The organism is Streptomonospora arabica (genome assembly GCF_039531585.1).
Taxonomy (GTDB): Bacteria; Actinomycetota; Actinomycetes; order Streptosporangiales; family Streptosporangiaceae; genus Streptomonospora; species Streptomonospora halophila.
Map to the genome: position 1 here is coordinate 1 of NZ_BAAAQI010000047.1, position 614 is coordinate 614.

Here is a 614-nt window from a genome sequence, read left to right on the forward strand (position 1 = left end):
CATGCCGGATGCCCGAACATGACGCAGCCCCGGAATGATCGCGTGGTGTGTGCCAATGCAACGATTCCGGGGCCGCTGGTGCCCGATGCTACCCCTCCGACCTCTCCGACGCCGCCTGGGCGGTGATCGAACCCCTCATGCCCGTCCGCGACCAGGCCAAAGGCGGGGCGCCCCGCACCTACGGCGACCGGCTGGTGCTCGACGCCATCCTGTTCGTGCTGCGCTCGGGCTGCCAGTGGCGGATGATCCCCCGCGACCTGCTGCCCTGGGACGCCGCCTACCGCTGGTACCGCACCTGGAAGGCCGACGGCACCTGGGACCGCCTCCACGACCGGCTGCGCGAGCTGGTGCGCATCGCCGAGGGCCGCGCCTGCGACCCTTCGGCCGCCATCCTGGACGCCCAGTCGATCAAGTCCAGCGAAGGCGGTGCCGAACGCGGGTTCGACGCGGGCAAGAGGACCACCGGCCGCAAGCGCCACCTGATCACCGACACCCTCGGGCTGGTCCTCGTGGTCGCGGTGACCTCGGCCTCGGTCCAGGACCGGCCCGGCGGGCGCCGCGTGCTGGAGCGCCTGGCCGCGGCCTTCCCCTCCATCGGCCTGATCTGGGCCGAT

The 614-nt window shown here is 72.3% G+C and carries 1 protein-coding gene; it reads left to right on the forward strand.

What is annotated here, in order from left to right; all coding sequences use genetic code 11:
- Positions 1 to 47: 47 nt before the first annotated feature.
- On the forward strand, positions 48 to 614 hold a 567-nt coding region (locus ABD284_RS25715; RefSeq protein ID WP_344149087.1), incomplete at its 3' end, for an IS5 family transposase.